This window comes from Thalassobius sp. MITS945101 (assembly GCF_047123305.1).
In the GTDB taxonomy this organism is placed as follows: Bacteria; Pseudomonadota; Alphaproteobacteria; order Rhodobacterales; family Rhodobacteraceae; genus Thalassobius.
Genome location: NZ_CP138918.1, coordinates 636,268 through 653,526, shown reverse-complemented (window position 1 = coordinate 653,526; position 17,259 = coordinate 636,268). Strand labels below are relative to the sequence as shown.

At 58.4% G+C, this 17,259-nt stretch carries 18 protein-coding genes and 1 tRNA gene; 9 read left to right on the top strand and 10 right to left on the bottom strand.

All coding sequences use genetic code 11. From position 1 onward, the window contains the following. The first annotated feature begins 8 nt into the window (after positions 1-8). Together SIC14_RS03390 and SIC14_RS03385 are read left to right on the top strand one after the other, a co-directional pair. On the top strand, positions 9-737 hold the full coding sequence (locus SIC14_RS03390; protein WP_412564426.1) for a transglutaminase-like domain-containing protein: 729 nt from the start codon (positions 9-11) through the stop codon (positions 735-737). A gap of 163 nt (positions 738-900) precedes the next feature. Then, positions 901-2,037 (top strand): acyl-CoA dehydrogenase family protein, encoded by a 1,137-nt coding sequence (locus SIC14_RS03385; protein ID WP_412564425.1) that lies wholly within the window; start codon positions 901-903, stop codon positions 2,035-2,037. Between the two features lie 256 nt (positions 2,038-2,293). Here SIC14_RS03385 and SIC14_RS03380 read toward each other — a convergent pair whose 3' ends face one another. Both SIC14_RS03380 and SIC14_RS03375 read right to left on the bottom strand, forming a co-directional pair. Continuing rightward, entirely contained in the window at positions 2,294-3,547 is a 1,254-nt protein-coding gene (locus SIC14_RS03380) for a M20 family metallo-hydrolase (RefSeq protein ID WP_412564424.1), read from the bottom strand. 1 nt (position 3,548) lies between these two features. Next, the gene (locus SIC14_RS03375; protein WP_170485274.1) at positions 3,549-4,235 is read right to left on the bottom strand and encodes a DUF1028 domain-containing protein; all 687 of its coding nucleotides are present in this window, start codon (positions 4,233-4,235) and stop codon (positions 3,549-3,551) included. A 179-nt stretch (positions 4,236-4,414) separates the two neighbouring features. On the opposite strand from SIC14_RS03375, the gene SIC14_RS03370 reads away from it, so the two are divergent. The 5 genes from SIC14_RS03370 (at position 4,415) to SIC14_RS03350 (ending at position 10,664) form a co-directional block, all read left to right on the top strand. Next, a complete protein-coding gene (locus tag SIC14_RS03370; protein ID WP_412564423.1) occupies positions 4,415-5,995 on the top strand; it encodes an ABC transporter substrate-binding protein in 1,581 nt (526 codons plus the stop codon). 122 nt (positions 5,996-6,117) lie between these two features. Further along, positions 6,118-7,065: an ABC transporter permease gene (locus SIC14_RS03365; protein ID WP_412564422.1), complete on the top strand. Its 948-nt coding sequence runs from the start codon at positions 6,118-6,120 to the stop codon at positions 7,063-7,065. After that, entirely contained in the window at positions 7,062-8,951 is a 1,890-nt protein-coding gene (locus tag SIC14_RS03360) for a dipeptide/oligopeptide/nickel ABC transporter permease/ATP-binding protein (protein ID WP_412564421.1), read from the top strand. Before SIC14_RS03365 ends, SIC14_RS03360 begins: the two co-directional genes overlap by 4 nt. After that, positions 8,951-9,901: an ABC transporter ATP-binding protein gene (locus SIC14_RS03355; RefSeq protein WP_412564420.1), complete on the top strand. Its 951-nt coding sequence runs from the start codon at positions 8,951-8,953 to the stop codon at positions 9,899-9,901. The genes SIC14_RS03360 and SIC14_RS03355 overlap by 1 nt, the downstream gene beginning before the upstream one ends. A 22-nt stretch (positions 9,902-9,923) precedes the next feature. Then, positions 9,924-10,664, top strand: a complete 741-nt coding sequence (locus SIC14_RS03350; protein WP_170494772.1) for a FadR/GntR family transcriptional regulator — start codon at positions 9,924-9,926, stop codon at positions 10,662-10,664. 203 nt (positions 10,665-10,867) lie between these two features. On the opposite strand, the gene ureG is transcribed toward SIC14_RS03350, so the two are convergent. Genes ureG through ureE form a run of 3 tightly spaced genes read right to left on the bottom strand, consistent with a single transcriptional unit; the run spans position 10,868 to position 12,607 of the window. Continuing rightward, positions 10,868-11,482, bottom strand: coding sequence for an urease accessory protein UreG (ureG, locus tag SIC14_RS03345; RefSeq protein ID WP_412564419.1), 615 nt, complete (start codon positions 11,480-11,482; stop codon positions 10,868-10,870). Then, the gene (locus SIC14_RS03340; RefSeq protein WP_412564418.1) at positions 11,479-12,123 is read right to left on the bottom strand and encodes an urease accessory protein UreF; all 645 of its coding nucleotides are present in this window, start codon (positions 12,121-12,123) and stop codon (positions 11,479-11,481) included. The genes ureG and SIC14_RS03340 overlap by 4 nt, the downstream gene beginning before the upstream one ends. Next, entirely contained in the window at positions 12,113-12,607 is a 495-nt protein-coding gene (gene ureE / locus SIC14_RS03335; RefSeq protein ID WP_412564417.1) for an urease accessory protein UreE, read from the bottom strand. Before ureE ends, SIC14_RS03340 begins: the two co-directional genes overlap by 11 nt. A 152-nt stretch (positions 12,608-12,759) precedes the next feature. On the opposite strand from ureE, the gene SIC14_RS03330 reads away from it, so the two are divergent. Continuing rightward, the gene (locus SIC14_RS03330) at positions 12,760-13,083 is read left to right on the top strand and encodes a hypothetical protein (RefSeq protein ID WP_412564416.1); all 324 of its coding nucleotides are present in this window, start codon (positions 12,760-12,762) and stop codon (positions 13,081-13,083) included. On the opposite strand, the gene ureC is transcribed toward SIC14_RS03330, so the two are convergent. The 5 genes from ureC to SIC14_RS03305 all read right to left on the bottom strand — a co-directional run bounded on the left by ureC (position 13,080) and on the right by SIC14_RS03305 (position 16,793). Further along, the gene (ureC, locus tag SIC14_RS03325; RefSeq protein WP_412564415.1) at positions 13,080-14,789 is read right to left on the bottom strand and encodes an urease subunit alpha; all 1,710 of its coding nucleotides are present in this window, start codon (positions 14,787-14,789) and stop codon (positions 13,080-13,082) included. The two genes, SIC14_RS03330 and ureC, sit on opposite strands and share 4 nt — an antisense overlap. Before the next feature lie 39 nt (positions 14,790-14,828). Then, positions 14,829-15,227: a lysozyme inhibitor LprI family protein gene (locus SIC14_RS03320; protein ID WP_412564414.1), complete on the bottom strand. Its 399-nt coding sequence runs from the start codon at positions 15,225-15,227 to the stop codon at positions 14,829-14,831. Positions 15,228-15,337: 110 nt separating this feature from the next. Then, positions 15,338-15,646 carry an urease subunit beta gene (locus SIC14_RS03315; RefSeq protein WP_412564413.1) on the bottom strand — a complete coding sequence of 103 codons (309 nt, stop codon included), beginning with the start codon at positions 15,644-15,646 and terminating at the stop codon, positions 15,338-15,340. A 54-nt stretch (positions 15,647-15,700) separates the two neighbouring features. Continuing rightward, on the bottom strand, positions 15,701-16,003 hold the full coding sequence (locus SIC14_RS03310; protein ID WP_412564412.1) for an urease subunit gamma: 303 nt from the start codon (positions 16,001-16,003) through the stop codon (positions 15,701-15,703). 13 nt (positions 16,004-16,016) lie between these two features. Continuing rightward, positions 16,017-16,793, bottom strand: coding sequence for an urease accessory protein UreD (locus SIC14_RS03305; protein ID WP_412564411.1), 777 nt, complete (start codon positions 16,791-16,793; stop codon positions 16,017-16,019). A 386-nt stretch (positions 16,794-17,179) separates the two neighbouring features. On the opposite strand from SIC14_RS03305, the gene SIC14_RS03300 reads away from it, so the two are divergent. Continuing rightward, positions 17,180-17,256: transfer RNA gene (locus tag SIC14_RS03300), tRNA-Met, on the top strand. The last annotated feature ends 3 nt before the right edge of the window (positions 17,257-17,259 follow it).

Below are 17,259 nucleotides of genomic sequence, written 5' to 3'. Positions count from 1 at the left end.
CCACCCCGATGCTGGATTTCAACGTTGCTGCAATCACCACTCTGATCCAGTCTAAAGGCTGGACAGAGCTAACGTTGCAGGACCGCATCGGTGCTGCCTACGATTATGTGCGCAACGACATCGCCTTTGGCTACAACAGCTACGACACTTTGCCAGCCTCCAAAGTGCTGGCGGACGGCTACGGGCAGTGCAACACCAAGGCGACACTGCTGATGGCCCTACTGCGGGCGCTGGAGGTGCCTTGCAGGCTGCACGGTTTCACCATCGACAAGGCGCTGCAACGAGGCGTGGTGCCCGAAGCGATCTACTGGATGGCGCCGAAAAACATCCTGCATTCCTGGGTGGAGGTTCTGGTCGAGGGCGCGTGGATCAATCTGGAAGGCTTCATTCTGGACCAGCCTGCAATCGACGCGCTGCAACAGAAATTTCCCGAGAGGCAAAGCCTTTGCGCCTATGGCGCGGGCACCGATTGCCTGCAGGATCCGCAGGTCGACTGGCAGGGCAAGGACACCTATATCCAGCAAACTGGCATCAATCAGGACTTTGGCCTGTTTGACGCGCCGGATGATTTCTACGCCGCTCATGTGCAGGAACTGACGGGGCTGCGCGGTCTGCTTTACCGCAATGGGATCCGCCATTGGATGAACGCGCGGGTCGCCAAAATGCGCCGCGGGCAGGTGCCGGATATCCCGGGGCTTGTTGAGGCGGGGCCGCAGCGGCAACAGAAAACGGCCTGAGCCGGCGGGGGGCGCATATGACGTCACGCGCTTTGCAAAATTCTCGCAAGGATTTGCAACGATAGAGCTATGCGGACCGGAAGGAATCTGTCACCTTCCCAGAAAGCCTGTCAGTAATGCTGACCTATAAGGCGCCCCAACGACCCTGACGCAGGAGACCGCTATGACCGTGCTCACCGAAGACCAGCAGATGATTCAGGACATGGCCCGCAGTTTTGCGCGCGATGTGCTGGCCCCCGGCGCGGCGGCGCGGGACAAGTCCAAAACCATCGAGCCGGAGATCCTGGCGCAGATGGGCGAGCTGGGGTTCCTCGGCATGACCGTGCCAGAGGAACTGGGCGGCGTGGGTGCGGATTATGTCTCTTACGCTTTGGCGCTGATCGAAGTGGCCGCAGGCGACGGCGCGCTGTCGACGGTGATGTCGGTGCACAACGCCCCGTTCAACGCGATCCTGCAACGCTATGGATCGCCCGCGCAGCAGGAACAGGTTCTGCGGCCAGGCTGTGCAGGCGGCTTTATCGGGGCCTTTGCCCTGACCGAACCCCATGCGGGATCGGATGCCTCGGCCATTCGTACCCGTGCGCGTCGGGATGGGGATGACTACGTGCTGAATGGTGAGAAAGCTTTCATCACCTCGGGCCAGATTGGCAAATGGGTGGTGGTCTTTGCCCGGATGGAAGGTTCAGAGGGCAAGCAGGGCATCACCGCATTCCTCGTCGATACCGCCACTGCGGGCTACCACGTGACTTCGGTCGAAGAGAAACTGGGCCAGCGCTGTTCCGACACCTGCGCCCTGCGGTTCGAAGAGATGCGGGTGCCCGCCGACATGCGGATCGGGGACGAAGGACAGGGCTACAAGATCGCGCTGTCCAGTCTGGAAACCGGTCGGATCGGCATTGCGGCGCAATCGGTTGGCATGGCGCAGGCGGCGCTTGAAATGGCGCTGGACTACGCCAAAGAACGCGAAAGCTTCGGCCAGCCGCTGCTGCAGCATCAGGCGGTCGGCTTCCGCCTTGCCGATGCCCGCACCCAGTTGGAGGCGGCAAAACAACTGGTGCTGAACGCCGCCCGGATGAAGGACGCCGGCATCCCCTGCCTGCCCGAAGCCGCGATGGCCAAGCTCTTTGCCTCTGAGGCAGCAGAGAAGATCATCTCGGACGCGATCCAGACCTTCGGCGGTTACGGCTACATGCAGGACTTCGCCGTGGAACGGATCTACCGCGACGCCCGCGTCTGCCAGATCTACGAAGGCACTAGCGATATCCAGAAACTGATCATCACCCGATCCTTGGCAGGGTAATCGCGACGGCTTGGCGCTGTGGTTCTGGACCGCGGGGCTGCGTAATTTGCCCGCGATCTTCGCAGTCCATCCCCCCCTCTCGCATTTGGGGGGAGATGCCCTTGTAACTTGGTCTGCTCTGCGGGACAAAGCTGCCGTTCATCTAAATGGGGCTAATCCTAGCAAGCGGCCCAGACCAGTCCTGCAGCCATCAACTGTGGTGCTGCATTGCGGCCCAACAAGGCCCACATTCGCCGTAAAAGGTACTGTTCGGTTGTCAGAGCTGACTTTCCTTGTGGCTCAAGAATTTCGCCAGCGCCTGGATTGCCTGCCCCATGTCCTCACCCGTCGCGAATTCTTTCGGATTGTGGCTGATACCGTTGCGACACCGCACAAAGAGCATTCCAATGTCACAGAGATCGGCCATTGCAGAGGCGTCGTGGGTGGCGCCGGAAGGCATCCTTGGCGCGCTGGGGCACGCGTCTTGCAGCGCGCTTTGGAGCGCACCTGAACAAGGCGTTGCGGCTTGGAAATAGGTGCGTTCAATTTGGATTTCCAATCCACGCTCGTTCGCGAGCTCCAAACAAAAATCTCGTAGCCTTTGTCCAGCTCCCTCACGTGTTTCATCGTCAACGGACCTCAATTCCGCTGTCAGTTCCACCCGACCCGGAACGGCGTTGACCGCATTGGGAAACACGTTCAATTCTCCGACAACACCCAGCAGCCGGTCATCGGAGCGGGCCATTTCTTCGATCTGTGCAACAATCCAGGCCGCGCCTGCCATTGCATCTTGACGAAGGTGCATTGGCATCGTCCCCGCATGCGCGGCGACACCGGTTACTACGATTTGGTGACGCTCAATCCCGCAAATGCCAGTGACGATGCCTAGTGGTTGATCTTGATCTTCCAGCACCGGCCCCTGTTCAATATGAACTTCCAGATAGCCGAGGATATCAGAAGCAGATCGGGCAATAGTCACGATTTGATTTTCGTCGCCACCAAAGTCCGTAAGAGCTTCCCCTAACCGGATTCCGTCACGGTCACGCAGTTGTAGAACAGTAGGATCCAATGTGCCAGCCAGCGCGCGCGGGCCAGTAAGGGCAGTGGGAAACCGGACCCCCTCTTCGTCGGCGAAAGCCAGAACTTCGATTGAAAACGGTGGTTTCCAGCCCGCGTCTTTCAATGCAAGCATCACAACAATTGGCAGAACGACACCCATGATCCCGTCAAATCCACCGCCCTGCCGCACGCTGTCCTGATGCGACCCTAAAAGCAGGGTTTTGCCGCCGTTTTGCCCTGGCATACGCCCGATAAGCGTCGCCGCCGCATCCAGTGACACGGTCATGCCTGCTTCGATCATCCATTCAGACAGGAGTTCGTTCGCCGCCTTATGCTGTTCGGTGTAAGGCAGACGCGTTACGCCAACTTCACCCAAAGGGCCGCTATGATTTTCGGAACATGCTGCAAGCTCTTGCAGCATGCCGAAGGCGCGCTGCCCCCAATATGCCGTATCAATTTTGATTTCTGTCATTTCACTGGTCGATCTTCTGCTCGCCGTCGGCAGGTTGGTTCGGGTTGTTCTCGGTCGGCACGCGATCTAGCCATTGGTGATATTCGGGCGATTGCGCGCGCTCATGCAGATCTCGAAGCGCCTTTATGGGAGCTTGATGATAGTCGATGCGCAAGTCATAGGGCGCACTGTTCCGACCGACTATCTTCAGCGCTGCTGACATGAGACCGCGGAAATCGCTCCCGGCATTTTGACCTGCTTCGATTGCGCTGATCAGCCGGTCCTCGAACGGCTGGCTTCCGCTGGCTTTGTAGGTAGAGAAAATCGCTTCGATGACGTCCACGCTTTTGAGCATATTTCCCGAAACAACCAATCCATTTTCGGCAATGGCATGCTTGGCGTCGACATTTTCAATTCCGGTATGAACCGCAGTTTTTCCCTGGGTATCCATCAGGGCCAACTGGCGATGCACGGCACCCGTGTCGGCAGACACGAGAGCTCCAAGCGTTTCAGTTGCAGTTTTGCCGTTCCGCATCATCCTGAGCGCCTCCTCACCCCAGAGCGTACTTGGATACGCTCCCTGACTTGCAGACGCACCGGCCAGGGAATCAGCGCGCAAGACCCAACCGCCGACGCAGAGATTTCCAGTTGCAGCAGCGCCGCCAATTCTTCCGGTCTCGTCGTCAAACGCCAGAATAGAAAATGTCACTTCATCCCCCATCCCCCTATTTTTTCAGGGGCTTTGTTCGGTTTAGCCAAAATCACTCGGCAAACTCTAAGTCCAAAATCTAATTTATCATGAAAATTTTCCTTGATCAATTTATAATGATAAATAAGGTGGCACCGTAATTTCGCTATACACAGACGACAACTGGGAGAAACCGAGAGATGAAACTCTTAAAGATTACACGTCGCGGGTTGATGGCCGCAGCTGGCGCTGCGACGCTGCTTGGGATGACCACAGCCGTTCCAGCAATCGCGCAGACCCCTCCGGGTGTTCTGGTGGTAGGCCAGATCGCGGAACCCAAGTCGCTGGATCCGTCGACCGTGACCGCAGTCAATGATTTTCGCATCCTCATGAACGTCTATGACGGTCTTGTACGCTACAAGTCGGGCACCCTTGAAGTGGAGCCTGCGTTAGCGACTGGCTGGACGATCTCCGAAGACGGCACCGAATACACATTCGACCTACGTGAAGGCGTGACGTTCCATGACGGAACGGCATTTGACGCCGACGACGTTGTCTACACCTTCCAGCGGATGCTGAACGAAGACCACCCCGAACATGATACGGGCCCGTTCCCGCTGTCGTTCTTCTTCTCAGCGATTGAGACTGTCGAAGCAATTGACGAAAAGACCGTCAAATTCAAACTGAACGCGCCTTATGCACCGTTCTTGTCGAACCTTGCATACCCCACCGGGCTTATCGTTTCCTCGGACGCGGTTGCCGCGAAGGGCGCCGAATTTGGCCGCAATCCCGTCGGCACCGGACCTTTCCAATTTGCAGAGTGGAAATCTAACGAACTGGTCGTCGTAACGCGCAATGAAGACTACTGGGACGGCGTAGCAAAATCCGAAGCAGTTCTGTTCCGTCCGATCACTGACGCGAACACTCGTGTTGCGGAAATGCTTTCAGGTGGCATTGATATGATGGTTGAGGTTCCACCCGTTGCTCTGTCAGAGTTTGCAGGTGACGCCTACACCGTCAATGAACAGGCCGGCCCGCATGTCTGGTTCCTGATCCTGAACGCTAAGGAGGGTCCGTTCGCTGACAAACGAGTGCGTCAGGCGGCGAACTATGCGATCAACAAGACCGCGCTGGTCAATGACGTTCTCGAAGGCACTGCCGAAGTCGCTGCTGGGCCAACGCCACCTGCGTTCGCTTGGGCCTACAACGAGGAGCTGTCACCTTATCCGTATGATCCAGAAAAAGCCAAAGCTCTGCTGGCCGAGGCAGGTGCCGAAGGCGCGGAACTGACGTTCTATGTCACCGAAGGTGGTTCAGGCATGCTGGACCCCGTCGCCATGGGCACAGCGATCCAAGCGGACCTGAAGGCAGTTGGTCTGGACGTTAAGATCGAAACCTATGAATGGAACTCGTTCCTTGGCGAGGTAAACCCTGGCCTTGAAGGCAAGGCAGACATGGCAGAAATGGCTTGGATGACCAACGATCCGGACACACTGCCGTATCTGGCGCTGCGCACTGACGCTTGGCCAGACCGGGGTGGCTTTAACTCGGGCTACTACTCCAACCCAGAAGTAGACAAACTACTTGAAGCTGCTCGTTCGTCGACCGATCAGGCTGAGCGCGCCAGGCTCTATAAAGAGATGCAGACCATTGTACAGGAAGATGCACCTTGGGTCTTCGTCGCCAACTGGAAGCAGAACGCCGTAACATCGGATCGTGTTAGCAACTTCTCTCTCGAACCGTCGTTCCTGCTTCTGCTCAAGGACGTAGAGAAAAACTGATAGGCTGGCTTTGTTGCCACTGAAAAAGGGCGCGTTTGCATAGACAGGCGCGCCCTCCTTACAAATAAGTCTCGCAAGCGATTGTTAAAACCATGCGGCAGGTGCCGCAAAGGAGAGAGTTAATGGGTGCCTATATCCTCAAGCGTCTATTGTCTGCGATCCCGGTCCTGTTTGGCGTAACAATCATTGTGTTCGTCATCATGGCGCTCATCCCAGGTGATCCGGCAACTGCCATTCTTGGCTCATATGCGACACCTGAAAATGTCGCCAAGCTGAACGCAGATCTTGGTTTGGACAAACCCCTGGTTCAGAGATACTTCATCTGGCTTGGCAACATGCTGAAAGGAGATTTCGGCACCTCATTCTCGCTCAACCGTCCTGTGATTGATGAGGTTTCAGAACGGTTTAATGCGACTCTGATCCTTGCAGGTACGTCTTTTGTGCTATGTTCCGTGCTCGGTATAGTTGCCGGGATGATTTCAGCTGCCCGTCAGTATGGTTTGGCGGACAAAGCCATCACCTTTGTTGTTCTGATCGGCATTTCCGTTCCATCGTTCTTTCTCGGGATGATGATGATCCTGTTTTTTGCTGTCAAATTGCGCTGGCTCCCTGCTTCGGGCATGTATGCCGTTTGGGGCGGTGGCGATTTGCCGAACCTGTTACGTCACCTCATTCTGCCCGCCTCCGCTCTGGCGGTGGTCGCAACGGGCGTGATTGCGCGCTTGTCTCGCTCAGCAATGCTCGAAGTGCTGCGTCAGGATTTCATCCGTACCGCCCGAGCCAAGGGCGTTCGAGAGGGCCGCGTTCTGCGCCGCCATGCATTGCGGGCGGCGATGGTATCAATAATCCCGGTTCTGGGCATTCAGGCAGGATTTGTCCTGTCCGGCGCGGTCTATATCGAGATCGTATTTCAGTGGCCCGGTGTGGGCCGAATGCTGGTAGACGCGATCCTGACGCGCGACATCCTTCTTGTGCAGGGCGGCGTCGTACTCGTCGCGACCTGCTACGTGCTTTTCAACATTATCGTCGATGTGGCGCAGAGCCTACTTGACCCGAGGATCAAGGCATGAAGTCGTTTCTTGTATCCCTGTCGCGCAACCAACTGGCCAGCTTTGGCGGTGTTCTGTTACTGCTTGTCGTCACGCTTGCACTGCTGACACCGTTCCTTGGGTTGCCCTCGCCTGACGTGACAAACACCGCTAACCGGTTCCTGCCAGTCGGCTCCGAAGCCCATATTTTGGGCACGGATCATTTAGGGCGTGACCTACTATCGCGGCTTCTGTGGGGCACGCGCCTGTCGCTCGCAGTTGGCGCCGGTGCTGCCATTGGTGCGGCGGTCATTGGCTCGGCCATCGGTATCGTCGCGGGTTACTTTGGTGGTCGTACGGATAACCTGATAATGCGCGGCGTGGACATGCTGATGGCATTTCCCTACATCCTGCTGGCGCTTGCCATTGTTGCCGCGCTTGGGTCCGGATTAATCAACGCCCTGATTGCTGTGGCGGCTGTTAACATCCCGTTCTTTGCGCGCAACATTCGCGGCATCACCGTCGGCCTCGCACATCGTGAATTCGTCGAAGCCGCAAGGTTGTCGGGGATGTCGCGCACCCGTATCATCCTGACCGAAATTCTGCCCAACGTGGCACCCGTCATTATCGTGGCGATGTCGACAACTGTTGGCTGGATGATCCTTGAGACGGCAGGCCTTAGTTTCCTTGGACTTGGCTCGCAGCCGCCGCAGGCTGACCTGGGCTCGATGCTGGGCGAAGCGCGCGCTGCGCTGATTACGCATCCACACGTATCAATAGTTCCGGGCGTCATGATCTTTATCATCGTCATGGGCGTAAATCTCTTGGGCGATGGCGTGCGAGACGCGCTTGACCCGCGCCTTGCATCTGGCGCTCTGACCCGCCCCCGTCCTGCAACCCTCGTACGCCGTGATAAGCCCGCACCAGAGACCACCGATGATAGCGCGGCACTTGCGGTAGCGCAGCTCGAAACACGGTTTGAAATTGGTCCAAGGGTCTATGAAGCCGTCAACGGGGTCTCGTTTTCGATCCGTGAGGGTGAGGCGCTCGGGCTGGTCGGCGAATCCGGCTCGGGCAAATCCGTAACTGCCTTGTCTATAATGGGCTTAGTGGCATCACCTCCGGGTGTGATTACCGGCGGTTCGGTCAAGGTGGATGGTACAGAGTTGATCGGTGCCCCCTACGAAGTGCTCCGCAGCCTGCGTGGTCGAAGAGTTGCGTATATCTTCCAAGATCCTCTTTCGACCCTGCATCCATTGCACCGGGTCGGGGATCAGTTGATCGAAGCGATCCGCTCGCATCGGTCCATCTCCAACGCCGAAGGCAGAAAACGCGCAATTGAACTGCTTGAAGCCGTTCGTATTCCCAACGCCAAGAGCCGAATTGATGTTTTCCCACACGAAATGTCGGGCGGGATGCGGCAACGTGTGGCAATCGCTATGGCGTTGGCGAACGAACCCGAAGTCATCATCGCGGATGAGCCGACAACCGCATTGGACGTAACCGTTCAGGCGCAAATTCTGGCTTTGCTTGATGACCTGCGGCGCGAACGCGGGGTGTCGATCCTGTTTATCACGCATGACTTCGGAGTTGTCTCGCAACTCTGCGGTCGCGTCGCAGTCATGTATGCGGGCAATATCGTGGAAGAAGGCCCAACAGATGAGGTTCTGAACCAGCCTGCGCACCCCTATACCCGCCGGCTGATTGCCTGCGTTCCCGAATTGGGCGGTGGCCAACGTGAGATGCAGGCAATCCCCGGCCTTCCGCCCATCGTTTCAGACTTACCAAAGGGATGCGCGTTTGCGGCCCGCTGTGATCGTGCCAATGAGGCCTGCCTTGCCGGGCGCCCACAACCGGTCGCCAAAGATGGTCGCGCTGTACGCTGTTTCCGCCCCGAGATTAGTTCGCTGGCACAGGAGGCCATGTGATGACCGTAGCTCTGAAACTCGAAAACCTCGCAAAGACCTATACTGTAGGTCGTAACCTGATTGGAAAGCCCAAGGGATATTTACACGCGGTGCGACCGTTTTCGTTGGATGTAGCAACCGGTGACACGCTGGGCATCGTTGGCGAATCCGGCTGCGGCAAGTCCACCTTGGCCCGTATGCTGGTTGGACTTCTGGCCCCGACCGAAGGGCATCTTGAGGTAGAGGGCGAAACGCTGGACGGCAATGCACCTGCCGAGTTCGGGCGCATGATCCAGTATGTTTTTCAGGATCCAATCAGTTCGCTCAATCCACGCAAAACGATACGCCAGATCATCGAACAACCTTTGATTCACCTGCACAGCATGAACAGAGCCGAACGAGAGGCGCGTATTCTGGAAATTTTCGACCAGGTAAACCTGCGGCCAGAATTCCTGAACCGCCGTCCGCACGAGTTTTCGGGTGGCCAAGCGCAGCGGATCGGCATTGCGCGGGCATTGGCCGCAAATCCCCGGATTCTCGTCCTCGACGAACCTGTTTCGGCGCTGGACGTATCCGTTCAGGCGCAGGTCATTAACCTCCTGGCCGACCTTAAAGAAAAACTCGGCCTGACCTATGTCTTTATCAGTCACGATCTCGCCGTGGTCGAAGCCGTCTGTGACCGGGTCGCTGTCATGTATTTTGGTTCAATTGTTGAGATGGGCGACGCACGCGAGATTTTCACCAATCCGCGCCACCCCTACACCAAGCTTTTGGCGGAAAGCGCACCTGTTGTTGGAACCAATGTACGACGTACCGAGGCCGCGAATGCCGAATTGCCTGACCCGATGAACCCGCCCAAAGGCTGTGCGTTTGCCGCACGATGTGAAATGGCCACGGAATTGTGTCGCACAACCGAACCCAATCTGAATATAACGAATGACAGCCATCATGTGGCATGCCATCACGCATAAAAGCCTGAATTGAGGGAGAAAAATGGCAAAACGTTCGAGACCTTTTCTGGTGGCCGAAGAAATCAAGAACTGGGTGGTCGAACAAGGGCTGAAGCCCGGCGACCGGCTACCGGCAGAGCCGGAATTGATTGAACGCTTTGGCATGTCCAAGGGCACGATCCGCGAAGCAACGCGATTGCTGGAAGCTCAGGGCCTTTTAAAGACACGCACAGGTCCCGGCGGAGGCGCTTTCATACACGCCGTCAGCCGCGAACGCGCAACGGCTCTATTGGGAAACTATTTCTACTTTAAAGACCTAAACATCGGCGACCTGTATCAGATGCGGATTTTGCTTGAGCCTGAAATGGCGGCGGGGCTGGCAGGTAATATTTCCAAGGATCAAATTGAAGAACTCAGGACGATTGTGGAAAGTTATAATGCGCCTCCAGAAAACCTCGACGCGGAACGCGCCCACCATGTGCAGTCGCTCAAGTTTCATGGAAAGCTGGCCGAGTACGCCAATAACGAACTTTTGGGTTTCGTGATTTCCTTTGTTTCTCGTGCGTTATCAGATGTTACGCTTGTCCGCGGCCTTTATGAGCCGCGCAACTTTGAACTATGGAAATTCGGACGGGATTCTCATCTTGCGTTGATTGAGGCCCTCTCCAAAGGTGATGGTGCAACCGCCCGTAAAATTATGCTGCGCCACATGGAGTTTGCATTCCAGCAAATGCAAAACCAAGAATTCCAGGTAAACAAGAAGTTTATCTCTGAAGCCTATTGAGGGGCTGGCTAAGGGGCATCAGCCGTTTTGGCTGCCTTTTTGTAAGCGGCAGGGTCTAAACCAAAAATGGTCCATTGAATAGAAAGCGGAGGTTAGTGCAGAAAGCAGCGAATGGCGGCCGTGGGCTCATTGCAGTCGTTAGCTGCACCGCTGCATAGCCAAGCACCCATGCTGTTGCGGCCAACCCGCAGCTGCACCTCCGCCTACCCAAGCCCGCCGATCTCTTCGATCTTAGCGACGATCTCTTCAACCCCTTGACCGTGGCGCAGGGCGGCGAAGACGAAGGGGCGGTGTTTGCGCATTTTGGTCGCGTCGCGTTCCATCACCTCCAAGGAGGCACCAACATGAGGGGCGAGGTCGGTTTTGTTGATGATCAGCAGGTCGGATTTGGTGATCGCCGGGCCACCTTTGCGCGGGATTTCTTCACCCGCAGCCACATCAATCACATAGAGCGTCAGATCCGCCAGTTCCGGGCTGAAGGTGGCCGATAGGTTGTCGCCGCCGCTTTCGATCAGCACCACTTCGACGTCGGGGTGGCGGGTCTGCATTTCCTCAACTGCGGCCAGATTGATCGAGGCATCTTCGCGGATTGCCGTATGCGGGCAGCCGCCGGTCTCCACCCCGATGATCCGGTCCTGTGACAGCACCTGCATTCGCATCAGTGCTTCGGCGTCTTCCTGCGTGTAGATGTCATTGGTGATCGCCCCGATTGAATATTTCGCCCCCAGCACCTTGCAAAGATTGGCGGTAAGGGTGGTCTTGCCAGCCCCAACGGGGCCGCCGATGCCGATGCGCAGAGGTCCGTTGAGTTGGGTCATGAGCGGAACAGCCTTGTGTATTGGGTTTCATGTTTCATCGAGGCAATGTCAGCCAGCACGCAGCTGCCGCCTAATGCGTCAAGTGGCAGGGTGGCGGCCTCCTCGGCCAGCTGTTGGCAGAGCGGTGTCAGCGCATGCAGCACCCGTTGCCCATCGGTCTGGCCCAGCGGTACCAAACGCATCGCGGCAGAACAGAGGTTGGAGGCAAAGGCGTGCAGATACATCGCCGAAGTCTGCTGCAAGGCAATGTCCTGACAGGCGGCGGCATGGCCCAGGGCAACCGGATAGGTCAGCGCGGTCAAATCTGCCCCCCAGACCGCAGCGGTGGTTTTGACAAAGGCCGCGCCCTGCGCCTCGGTTTCTAGCAGACGTTCCTTGCTGGCCGCAAAAGCACGCGACAGGGTGTCAATTTCTGTCAGATTGTCACGATCCGCGTGATAGGCGTGGCTCAGCAGGATCGCATCATTGCGTCCGGTGCCATGTTGCAGAATGTCGCTGAGCCAGTGCTGGAAGCTGTCGGCATCCGAGACGCCCCCGATACGTTCCGCCCATTCCAACCCGTGACTATAGCTAAACGCCCCCACCGGATAGGCGGGGGAGAGCCATTGTGCCAGCGTCAGCATATGGCTGTCAGTGCGCATGGGTGTGTCCGTCTTTCGGGGTGTGGGTGCTGTGGCCGTGTTCGTGGGAATGGGTGCGCCCATGCCCGTAGGCGCCCCCTTCCGGGGTGAAAGGTTCGGTGACTTCTGCGATGTCTGCGCCCAGATGGGTCAGCATCGTGTGGATCACGTGGTCACGCTGGATGAGCAGCCGTGAGGCTTCGATCTGGCAGGGGGTGTGGCGGTTGCCGATGTGCCAAGCCAGTCGTGGCAGATCGGGGCCCTTGACCTGCAGCAACGGTTCCGGCGCGGCGCGCACGCCAACCAACTGGCCATCGGTGACCTGCAACGCGCCGCCCTGATCCAATGATGTCACCTGCGTCAGATCCACCAGCAGGGTCTGCCCCTGATCTGTGGTCAACAGTTTGCGCCGCAAAAACCGGGCCTCATAGTCCAGGGTGACATGGTCCGAAATCGGCCCTTCCGGCGTGGGAAGATAGCTCTGTGCCAGTAAGCGCTGTGTCATTTTTGCCGATCCTTGCGATTCTTTGAGGAGTCTTCATGCAACCCATAGGGGTTGGCCCGTCCCTTGCAGAAAATCCTTCGCGACGTGCGCTGTTCAGCAGCTATTAAGCCAGCGTCGCTATGGTGGAAAAACAAGTAACCGGGGTAACGGATATGATGCATAAACTTGGACTGGCTGACGAACTGGCCGAAACCCGCGCTGAAATCGCACGCCTGAAGGAACGCGAAGCCGCGCTTGAGGCGGCGGTACATGCCAGCGAGGGCACCGTGCCCGACGGCCGCAGCTCGCGCGTGAATGTGGTCATCCGCCGCAAGGTCGAATTTGACGCTGCCCTGCTGCCGCACGATGTGCGCGACAACCCGCGGTACTGGCGCGAACAGGTCTCGGTTCGAGTGGAATGCACCCCCATCGAACTGCGTGACCGTCGCCCCGGCTGGCCGATCCAGCGTCTGTTTGCCAATCAGGCGCATCATTAAAACATGAAATAGCGCTGTGCCATCGGCAGGCTTTCCGCCGGCTGACAGGTCAGCAATTCGCCATCGGCGCGCACCTCATAGGTTTCGGGATTGACCTCAACCTCGGGCGTGGCGTTGTTGAGCTTCAGATGGCTCTTGCCAATGTTCCGGGTGTTTTCCACCGCCACCACCTGTTTGGCCAGACCCAGCTTTTCCCCAATCCCCTCCGCCGCGGCGGCCTCAGACACGAAGGTCACGGCCGCGTTTTCCACCGCCCGTCCAAAGGCCCCGAACATCGGGCGGGAATAGACCGGCTGCGGCGTTGGGATCGACGCATTGGGATCGCCCATCTGGGCGCAGACGATGGAACCGCCCATCAGCACCATCTCCGGCTTAACCCCGAAAAACGCCGGGTTCCACAGCACCAGATCCGCCCTTTTGCCCACCTCTATTGACCCGATCTCATGGCTGATCCCATGCGCGATGGCAGGGTTGATGGTGTATTTTGCAATGTAGCGACGGACCCTGAAATTATCGTTGTCGCCGGTTTCTTCCGGCAGGCGACCACGTTGTTTCTTCATCTTGTCAGCGGTTTGCCAGGTGCGGATCAACACCTCGCCGACACGGCCCATCGCCTGACTGTCCGAAGCGATGATCGAAAACGCCCCCATGTCGTGCAGAATATCCTCGGCAGCGATGGTTTCACGCCGGATCCGGCTTTCGGCAAAGGCCACATCCTCGGGGATCGATTTGTCGAGGTGGTGGCAGACCATCAGCATATCCAGATGCTCGTCCACCGTATTCACAGTAAAGGGCCGGGTTGGGTTGGTTGAAGAGGGCAGTACATGCTCTTCGCCGCAGATTTTGATGATATCGGGCGCGTGGCCCCCGCCAGCCCCTTCGGTGTGGAAGGCATGAATGGTTCGGCCCTTCATCGCCTTCACGGTGTGTTCGACAAAACCCGATTCATTCAGCGTGTCGGTGTGGATCATCACCTGCACATCCATCGCATCGGCGACCGAAAGGCAGCAGTCAATTGCCGCCGGCGTAGTGCCCCAGTCCTCATGCAACTTCAACGCACAGGCGCCACCTTTGACCTGCTCTTCCAATGCTGCGGGTAGCGAGGCATTGCCTTTGCCCGCAAAGGCCAGGTTCATCGGGAAGGCATCGGCGGATTGCAGCATCCGGCCGATATGCCACGGCCCTGGCGTGCAGGTGGTGGCCAGCGTGCCATGGGCAGGGCCGGTGCCGCCGCCCAGCATGGTGGTCAGGCCCGAGTGCAGCGCATCCTCAATCTGCTGCGGGCAGATATAGTGGATATGGCTGTCAAACCCGCCGGCCGTCAGGATGCGGCCTTCGCCAGCGATCACCTCAGTTCCGGGGCCAACGATCACATCCACACCGGGCTGGGTGTCAGGGTTGCCAGCCTTGCCAATCTGATGAATGCGGCCGTTTTTCAGGCCCACATCTGCTTTGTAGATGCCGGTCCAATCCACAATCAGCGCATTGGTGATGACGGTGTCCACCGCCCCATCAACGCGGGTGGTCTGGGCCTGCCCCATGCCATCGCGGATCACCTTGCCACCGCCAAATTTGACCTCTTCACCATAGGTGGTGAAATCCTTCTCCACCTCGATGATCAGGTCGGTATCGGCCAGCCGCAGCCTGTCTCCGGTGGTGGGCCCATACATGGCGGCGTAATCCGCGCGGGAAATCTTGGCAGGCATCAGCCCTCTCCTATCGGTCTGCCGCAAAAGCGGCGGTGTTTACAGGCGGAGCATCTCCGCCAGATCCTGTAGTTCTTCGGTACGTTTGCGGGTCAGATCCGCATGGCAACTGGTGACCAGCACCGATTCCATTGTGCCGCCACGAAACGGAAAACCCGCCAGCACACATTCGGCGTCCCGCAGCTGGATCCAGGCGCGCTGGGCTTGGCGCAGGTGGAACACCGCGCCGCTGTCCTCGCGCTCCCCATGCAGAGCGTCGGCGGCCTTGGCGGCGGCACGGGCCTGTTTGTAGACGCGGTTCAGATCGGCGTCGGCGGCCTGAAAACTGTCGTAAGCGCATTGGCGCATCTCAGCGGTGGTCATCGCATCGGCACAGGTGTCGGCGCTGGCGGAAATGGGGAGGGCGGCAATGGCGATAAACATCAGCGGGCGGATCATGGGAAACTCCTTGGACAATAAGGTGTGAAATGCCGCCACTGCGCCGGATTTGCGCAAGCGGGTCAAGGCTTTCTGTCCAAATTGCCCTTGGGGATGATCGCCCGGCTGTGTCACCCCAGTGGTCCCATGACCTGCTGGTTGAACCCATAGACCGCCCGCGCACCTGAAAGCGGCACCAGCGTCACTTCACGCCGTTGGCCCGGTTCAAACCGCACCGCAGTGCCCGCGGCAACGTCTAGCCGCAACCCACGTGCGGCGGCGCGGTCAAACTCCAGCCCGGGATTCACCTCGGCAAAGTGGTAGTGGCTGCCAACCTGCACCGGACGGTCGCCTGTGTTGGCCACCATAAGGGTCACCACCGGCTGGTTGGCGTTCAGCTCCAATGTGCCGTCGGCAGGAAAGATCTCTCCGGGGATCATTGCGCGGCCCCTTTCAACGATCTGCAAATACTCATTTCAACATCTCCTCAACGATCAGCGGATCGGGTCATGCACGGTGACCAGCTTAGTCCCGTCGGGGAAGGTGGCCTCAACCTGAACCTCGTGGATCATCTCGGCGATGCCCTCCATACAGTCCTCGCGGCGCACCACTTCGGCACCGGCCTGCATCAAATCCGCCACCGCACGGCCATCACGGGCGCCTTCGACAACGGCTTCGGTGATCAGCGCGATGGCTTCGGGGTGGTTCAGCTTCACGCCACGGGTCAGCCGCTTGCGGGCAACCTCGGCGGCCATGGCGATCAGCAGTTTGTCTTTTTCACGCGGGGTCAGTTGCATCAGAGGCTCTCGGTTAAATCATCCAGGTGCGCGGCAGATCCGCGCCATTCATCAGGGTCAGCGCCGGGATCAGGTCGCGGCGCAGCAGGAAACTGTCAGGGGCAAGGGCACGTAGGAACAAGACGCCAGGGCGCAGGATCGAGGCGCCGGCGGTGTCGGGCAGCAGCGCGCGCAGGCGCGGCAACAGGGTTTCGCATTCGCCCGCATCCGACACCAATAGCGCTGAGGCCATCGCCCCCGCGCCATCGCCAATTGCTTTGCGTTGCATCTGCGCGTGCAGGTCGCCGTGGAGACGCAGCGTGTCGGCAAAAACCAAAGCGTCATCGCGGTAGATCCGCAGCTGGTCATGCAGGCTGATCTGATGCACCCGTTCCCCCATGGCGGCGCGGCCAAAGATCAGTGGTTCGACCAGAAGAAGGCGGGCGTCCGCCGCCAGATCCGCGCGCAGGCTCCGGTGCAGCGCGCCCTTGTCATAGAGGATCGTTTCCTGCGGCAACCAATCCAGACGGCTGCCAGCGGTCAGGGTCAGGCGGGCCTCGACCGTGCCGACCTCACCGGGCTGGGCCTTGTAGACCCGTTCCGCCGCTTGCGTGGTGAGTCTCAGATGCGCCTTGGAACCGGCTTCCGCCTCAAACCGCAGCGAGTCGCCGCCGGTGATTCCCCCGGCGGTGTTCAGCAGCACAGCGGTTTGGGCTGGTTCTGACATGCGCGGGAACAGCAGCTTCAGACAGCCCGAGGTTCGCAGCCCTGCCAGTACGGTGGCCGCACCCCGACGTTTGCAAGCCAGCACTCCCCGTCCAATGGCGCGGGGTTGCGGCAATGCTGGGGCAGCCTCGGATATGTCGGCAGGCAGGGTGATGGGGGGCCTCAAAGCGGTTGTTTATGCGATGTCAGATCAAGGATCCGGCAGGCATCAGGCGCTTTGGTCTGTTTTGGAGCAAGCCAATCTGCCTGTGATTTGGGCAGGTCGCGGCGGAAGAGGTGTAGTGGGATGCATTTCTGAGCAGAATTTGGGGATGCTGTCCAATTTTTGGGCAATCTCGAAAGGGGTCCGGCCATCGCATCGGAATCTGTCGGCTTTCCAACGCAAAATTCGAAACCAGCACTTTTCTCATCAATTTTGTCATTTTCGCCCTTGACCCCCCGCGCCCTTCGCCGTAATTCCACGCTCACTTTGGCGGAGTAGCTCAGTTGGTTAGAGCAGCGGAATCATAATCCGCGTGTCGGGGGTTCAAGTCCCTCCTCCGCTACCAAAG

What these genes read in the sequence shown, in the direction of transcription:
- SIC14_RS03355 (WP_412564420.1), top strand. Translation starts at nt 8,951, where the DNA reads ATGACCGTAGCTCTGAAACTCGAAAACCTCGCAAAGACCTATACTGTA.
- ureG (WP_412564419.1), bottom strand. Translation starts at nt 11,482, where the DNA reads ATGACCCAACTCAACGGACCTCTGCGCATCGGCATCGGCGGCCCCGTT.
- SIC14_RS03370 (WP_412564423.1), top strand. Translation starts at nt 4,415, where the DNA reads ATGAAACTCTTAAAGATTACACGTCGCGGGTTGATGGCCGCAGCTGGC.
- ureC (WP_412564415.1), bottom strand. Translation starts at nt 14,789, where the DNA reads ATGCCTGCCAAGATTTCCCGCGCGGATTACGCCGCCATGTATGGGCCC.
- SIC14_RS03385 (WP_412564425.1), top strand. Translation starts at nt 901, where the DNA reads ATGACCGTGCTCACCGAAGACCAGCAGATGATTCAGGACATGGCCCGC.
- SIC14_RS03320 (WP_412564414.1), bottom strand. Translation starts at nt 15,227, where the DNA reads ATGATCCGCCCGCTGATGTTTATCGCCATTGCCGCCCTCCCCATTTCC.
- SIC14_RS03310 (WP_412564412.1), bottom strand. Translation starts at nt 16,003, where the DNA reads ATGCAACTGACCCCGCGTGAAAAAGACAAACTGCTGATCGCCATGGCC.
- SIC14_RS03315 (WP_412564413.1), bottom strand. Translation starts at nt 15,646, where the DNA reads ATGATCCCCGGAGAGATCTTTCCTGCCGACGGCACATTGGAGCTGAAC.
- ureE (WP_412564417.1), bottom strand. Translation starts at nt 12,607, where the DNA reads ATGACACAGCGCTTACTGGCACAGAGCTATCTTCCCACGCCGGAAGGG.
- SIC14_RS03340 (WP_412564418.1), bottom strand. Translation starts at nt 12,123, where the DNA reads ATGCGCACTGACAGCCATATGCTGACGCTGGCACAATGGCTCTCCCCC.
- SIC14_RS03365 (WP_412564422.1), top strand. Translation starts at nt 6,118, where the DNA reads ATGGGTGCCTATATCCTCAAGCGTCTATTGTCTGCGATCCCGGTCCTG.
- SIC14_RS03390 (WP_412564426.1), top strand. Translation starts at nt 9, where the DNA reads ATGCTGGATTTCAACGTTGCTGCAATCACCACTCTGATCCAGTCTAAA.
- SIC14_RS03350 (WP_170494772.1), top strand. Translation starts at nt 9,924, where the DNA reads ATGGCAAAACGTTCGAGACCTTTTCTGGTGGCCGAAGAAATCAAGAAC.
- SIC14_RS03360 (WP_412564421.1), top strand. Translation starts at nt 7,062, where the DNA reads ATGAAGTCGTTTCTTGTATCCCTGTCGCGCAACCAACTGGCCAGCTTT.
- SIC14_RS03330 (WP_412564416.1), top strand. Translation starts at nt 12,760, where the DNA reads ATGATGCATAAACTTGGACTGGCTGACGAACTGGCCGAAACCCGCGCT.
- SIC14_RS03380 (WP_412564424.1), bottom strand. Translation starts at nt 3,547, where the DNA reads ATGACAGAAATCAAAATTGATACGGCATATTGGGGGCAGCGCGCCTTC.